Annotated in this window: 7 protein-coding genes; 2 read left to right on the top strand and 5 right to left on the bottom strand. The window is 36.5% G+C overall.

Features of this window, described 5'->3' with window-relative positions; genetic code table 11:
* From ACZQCL_RS03660 to ACZQCL_RS03640, 5 genes are all read right to left on the bottom strand, one after another.
* Nucleotides 1–224, bottom strand: a 224-nt coding sequence (locus ACZQCL_RS03660) for a hypothetical protein (RefSeq protein WP_482481866.1), incomplete at its 3' end; no start/stop codon positions are given.
* 49 nt (nucleotides 225–273) lie between these two features.
* Entirely contained in the window at nucleotides 274–1,089 is an 816-nt protein-coding gene (locus tag ACZQCL_RS03655) for a PTS system mannose/fructose/sorbose family transporter subunit IID (RefSeq protein WP_117926623.1), read from the bottom strand.
* Complete coding sequence (locus ACZQCL_RS03650) at nucleotides 1,076–1,858, bottom strand: PTS mannose/fructose/sorbose/N-acetylgalactosamine transporter subunit IIC (protein ID WP_270474021.1); 783 nt, start codon at nucleotides 1,856–1,858, stop codon at nucleotides 1,076–1,078. The genes ACZQCL_RS03655 and ACZQCL_RS03650 overlap by 14 nt, the downstream gene beginning before the upstream one ends.
* A gap of 13 nt (nucleotides 1,859–1,871) precedes the next feature.
* On the bottom strand, nucleotides 1,872–2,363 hold the full coding sequence (locus tag ACZQCL_RS03645) for a PTS sugar transporter subunit IIB (RefSeq protein WP_482481865.1): 492 nt from the start codon (nucleotides 2,361–2,363) through the stop codon (nucleotides 1,872–1,874).
* Nucleotides 2,364–2,381: 18 nt separating this feature from the next.
* Nucleotides 2,382–3,572 (bottom strand): glycoside hydrolase family 88 protein, encoded by a 1,191-nt coding sequence (locus ACZQCL_RS03640; protein WP_288522462.1) that lies wholly within the window; start codon nucleotides 3,570–3,572, stop codon nucleotides 2,382–2,384.
* 281 nt (nucleotides 3,573–3,853) lie between these two features.
* Here ACZQCL_RS03640 and ACZQCL_RS03635 point away from each other — a divergent pair, with 281 nt between their 5' ends.
* Together ACZQCL_RS03635 and ACZQCL_RS03630 are read left to right on the top strand one after the other, a co-directional pair.
* Nucleotides 3,854–4,837: a bifunctional 4-hydroxy-2-oxoglutarate aldolase/2-dehydro-3-deoxy-phosphogluconate aldolase gene (locus ACZQCL_RS03635; protein ID WP_186999036.1), complete on the top strand. Its 984-nt coding sequence runs from the start codon at nucleotides 3,854–3,856 to the stop codon at nucleotides 4,835–4,837.
* A 1-nt stretch (nucleotide 4,838) separates the two neighbouring features.
* The coding region (locus tag ACZQCL_RS03630; protein ID WP_482481864.1) for a PfkB family carbohydrate kinase at nucleotides 4,839–5,054 on the top strand (216 nt) is incomplete at its 3' end.

Here is a 5,054-nt window from a genome sequence, read left to right as displayed (position 1 = left end):
AGTTTTTGCGGCATATCGTGTTCTAAAAGGTATTGCTTGAAGTCTCCGCCCAGATGTTCCAGTATTCCCCATGGTTTATCAAACGTAAAGATGTTTTGAATCAGTTCTTCTGATTTTCTTTTTACTAGAATTTGATCTTCTTTCGTTAATATTTTTTTTACGTGTAGTACATCCTTCTTGTCTGCCCAGAATTGTAGTTGTTTTTTTATGTAAGATAGATTCATAGAATTCTCCTTAAAAAAGAAAAGGAAGCAAATTTGCTTCCTTTATGTATTAGGCTAAGATTCCTAAGCAGCTTAATGCAACACCGATAACAACAGTGATCAATACTAACCAATAAGTTGTAACACCTTTTTTCTTGATTAAGTAATACATTAATGCTGTATATAATACTGGTAATAATGCAGGAGCAACTTTATCTAACATTGCCTGAATATCTACTGTAGATTGTTTAACACCTTCTTCAATAGCACCAGCAGAGAATGTGATTGCGACGTTCATTTTAACGAATGTTGCAGCTAAGCCAGCGATAACAGTAACACCAATCATACTTGCAGCTTCAGAAATAACACCCATTTTTTCAGATAATTTGTCAATCATGCTTGTTCCTAGACGACGTCCATATCCACCCATAACAAGTTTGATTGCCAATAATGTAACGTTTTCGCAGATTAAGAATAATAATGGAGCAATTGCCACACCATCCATAGCCATAGAAGCAAAGATAGTTGAGAATAATGGAGCAATACAGAATTGTGATAATGAGTCACCAATACCTGCTAAAGGACCCATCAATGCCATTTTGATACCACGAATTTCATCGTATTCCATTCCGTTTTCTGCCATTGCCAAGTGAATAGAAGTGATAAATGGTAAGAAGTTAGGGTTTGTGTTATAGAATTCACAGTTATTGTCTAATTCTTCAGCCAATTTAGCTGGGTTATCACCATACAATTTTTTGAATGCAGGATACATAACTAAAGCGTATCCTAAACCTTGATAGTTACTATAGTTAAAACCATTTTGTAAGAAGTAAGCACGTAATGTAGTCTTAGTGTAATCCTTCTTTGTTAATTTAGATCCAGTCATCGTGTTCTACCTCCTCAGTTGCAGCTTGTGCGACAGCGACATTTCCAGCATCGTTATAGTGTTTTAATGCGAATACAGTTCCGACAATAGCAATACCGATTACTGGTACGCCTAAGTAAGCGGCTAAGAAGTATCCTAATAATGCGAATGGAACAACTTCTTTCTTTAACATAACGCTCATGATCATAGCAAAACCGATAGCAGGTAACATACCACCAGCAACTGTTAATCCTTTTAATAACCAAGCTGGTACTAATGCTACTAATTTACTTAATGTATCCATGCTGTATGCACCTAAGAATCCTAATAAGAATCCAACAAGAGCAAATAACAAGATTGTTAAGTTAGAGTGTAAACGGAATTTTCCAAAGTCTTGTTTTTTCAATGCGTTGTTTGCACTTTCTGGTGCACCTGCACGAACTGTATAGATAGCTGTTTGTAAGAATTGAATTGCGACTGCAAAAGGAATAGATAATGATAATGCACTTTCTGGTGTAACACCATCCATAGTGATTGCCATTAATGTACCAATGATACCAGGTCCGATTGGGTTTGGAGGAACAGTTCCACCGGCACCAACACCGAATCCCATGAATGCTAATTCAGCGATTGCTCCACATTGCAATGCTGTTTTTAAATCTCCACATACAATACCAACACCGAAGCTTAATACTAAAGCACGGTTCGTAAAAATACCCCACAACATACCTGAATAACAGAATGCTGTCCATAGACCGATGATTACGGCCTGTAACAATGTAATTTGCATATTTTTTTATCTCCTATAAATAATTTTTAATATCTACTAATACACTACCATCAGAACCACTTGGTGTAGTTTGTGTATTAAATTCAACGTTATACTTTTCAATCATTTCTTTTAATGCAGCCTTGTCTTCAGCGCCCAAGAAAATAGAACGAGTTACTTTTTCTTTACCTTCACAGTTGTGAATGTTTCCAATGTTGATTTGTTTGATTGGAACGCCACCTTCAACTAGGCGTAGAGCATCTTTACAATCTTTCACAATCAAGAAGATTGTTTGAGCAGGGTTTGCCTTGTGAATGATGTCGATAACTCTTTGTACTGAGTAAAAACGCATTGCGACTTCCTTAGGAATTACAGTCTTCATTAAAGTTTGTGCCATTGCATCTTGGCTTGCTTGATCGTTCGCAACGATTACTGTGTTAACGCCTAAAGATTTTACCCATAATTGACCTTGACCATGAACTAAACGTTCATCGATACGTGTCATAACGATGTTTGGTGTTGCCATTTTATCTCCTCCTTATTTTTACCAGTATGGATCCCATTGCTTGATTTGACGCATTAATGCTTCCATGTAGTAGTAGTCGCCCCAGATGTTTCCTTCATCTACGCCTTTACCACTATGCCATGAATATACGCCATGATACAAGATTGGATCGCCTGGTTTGTGATCATTGTTAGTGTAGTTTTGAATCAATGAGCGAGTGATGTTGTCACAAGCTTTTTGATACACCTTTTTACTTGGATCCTCTTCTTTGATCCATTGATCCATTTCAAGCATTCCACATACTGCGATGGCAGCTGCACTTGAATCTCTTGATTGTTCGGGATCATCTGTAAAAATCAAATCCCAGTAACAAATATTGTCTTCTGGTAAACGATTTAAGAAATAGTTTGCCATTCCTTTATATAGATCAACGTATTCTGTGTTTTTCGTGTAGCGAACATTTAATGGGATTCCATAAATACCCCATGCCTGTCCACGAGCCCAAGAACTATCATCTGAATATCCTTGACGTGTAGCACCATGACTTGGTCCTCCAGTAACTGGATCCATATAGAATGTGTGATATGCACTCGCATCATCACGAATTACATATTTACAACTTGTTGTGAAGTGTTTTGTTGCGGCATCCGCATAGTGATTATCACCAGTAACTTCACTTGCCCAATATAATAATGGGATGTTTAACATGCAGTCGATGATGAATCGATAATGTTCAGGACTGTCTTTAGGTCCCCAAGCTTGTAAGAACTGTCCTTTTTCTTGCCAACGCTCCATCAATTTATCAGCCGCCAACAATGCAGCTTTTTTTGCGTGCTCATTTTTTGTAAGCTTATAGCCACTTACGCAAGATAGCGAATATAAGAATCCAAGATCGTGGTGATCTAATTCAATACGATTTTCAACACGGTGCAAGAAGCTTTCGATATTTCGATCAGCTAATTCTTTATATTTCTTATCATTCGTATATTCATATGCCAACCACAACATACCTGTCCAGAATCCATCAGTCCATTCGATGTTGTCGATGATTGGATACTTTAAACCTTTAGTACATGAATATGGGAATCGATCTTTGAAATATTCCATATTTAAATCAACTTGTTTTAAACATTCTTCAAACGCATTTGTTAATTCTTCTTTTGTAAGGGCGGGTGTTGCTAAAAACTCTTGTTTTTTAGTAATTGGTTCGATATTTACTGTACGCACCATAATCTCCATAGCCTCCTCAAAAAAGTAAACTGGTTTACTAGACAGCACCATTATTACACCTCAAAAATGGATTGTCAACACATTTTGTTCAAAAATTAACAAACTCCGGAAATGCATACCTATAATATATACGAAAAAATTAAAAAAAATAAAAAACAGATTATTTTCACTTTTCAAGTTGACAAAACCGGTTTACTATACTAGACTACAGGTGAACTGGTTTACTAAAAAGTAAACGCGTACTAGACACACGCAAAGTATAGAAAATGGAAGGTGGAACTATGGAATCGTATATGAATCGTATTTCCAACACAGGAATCGTACCTGTTGTTAAGATTCTGGAAAAAGAAGATGCATACCCATTAGCTAAGGCACTGCTAAATGGTGGAATCGATGTTATTGAAGTTACATATCGTAGCGAACATGCAACGAGTGCAATCCAAACTATTTCAGAACAATTACCAGATATGTTAGTCGGTGCTGGAACTGTATTATCTGTTGAACAAGCAAAAGAAGCTGTTGAAGCAGGAGCTAAATTTATTATTACACCTGGATTTAATACGAAAGTGGTTCAATGGTGTTTGGATCATGACGTGGAAGTGTATCCAGGCGTATCAACAGCGAGTGAAGTTGAAATGGCTCTTTCAATGGGATTAACACAATTAAAGTTCTTCCCAGCAGAATCAAGTGGAGGTGCTAAGAAATTAAAAGATCTAAGTGCTCCATATGCGAACGTTCACTTTATGCCAACAGGTGGCATTAACACAAAGAATATGCATGATTATCTTTCATTGCCAAATGTAGAAGCAATCGGCGGAAGCTTTATGTTGCCAAATGATTTGGTTGTCGCAAAAGATTGGGATGGAATTGAAGCTTTATCAAAAGCAGCTATCAAAAGTTTGTTAGACTTCCAATTAATTCATGTTGGAATCAATACAAATAGTCCTGAAGAATCAAAACAAGTAACAGATACGTTATGTTCTTTGTTCCACTTTACACAATACACAAAGCCAAAATCAAATTTTGCCGGTGTAGGATTTGAAGTTTTACATAAAAAAGGCCGTGGAGAAAATGGTCACATCGGAATCTATACTCCATATCCTGAAAAAGCAATGTATCACCTTTCTAAACAAGGTGTGAAGTTTGTCGAAGAAAGTATTACACGTAATAAAAAGACAAATCGAATCAACTTTGTTTATTTAGATTTAGAAATAGCTGGATTTGGAATCCATTTGATTAATCCAGATTTAAAAATGGAGATTTAATATGAAACAAAAAGTAGTCACTTTTGGAGAGATCATGTTACGTCTAGCACCCGAAGGATATTATCGCTTTGTACAAACCGATACTTTTGGTGCAACTTATGGTGGTGGAGAAGCCAATGTTGCTGTTTCTTTAGCTAACTATGGTTTTGATGCCAAATTCGTAACTCGTCTTCCAAATCATGAAATTGGCCAATGTGCCATCAATTCATTACGCAAA

The sequence above is a fragment of the Holdemanella sp. genome (assembly GCF_056804935.1).
The sequence above is the reverse complement of the archived record's forward strand: the minus strand, read 5'-3'. Positions and strand labels throughout refer to the sequence as shown.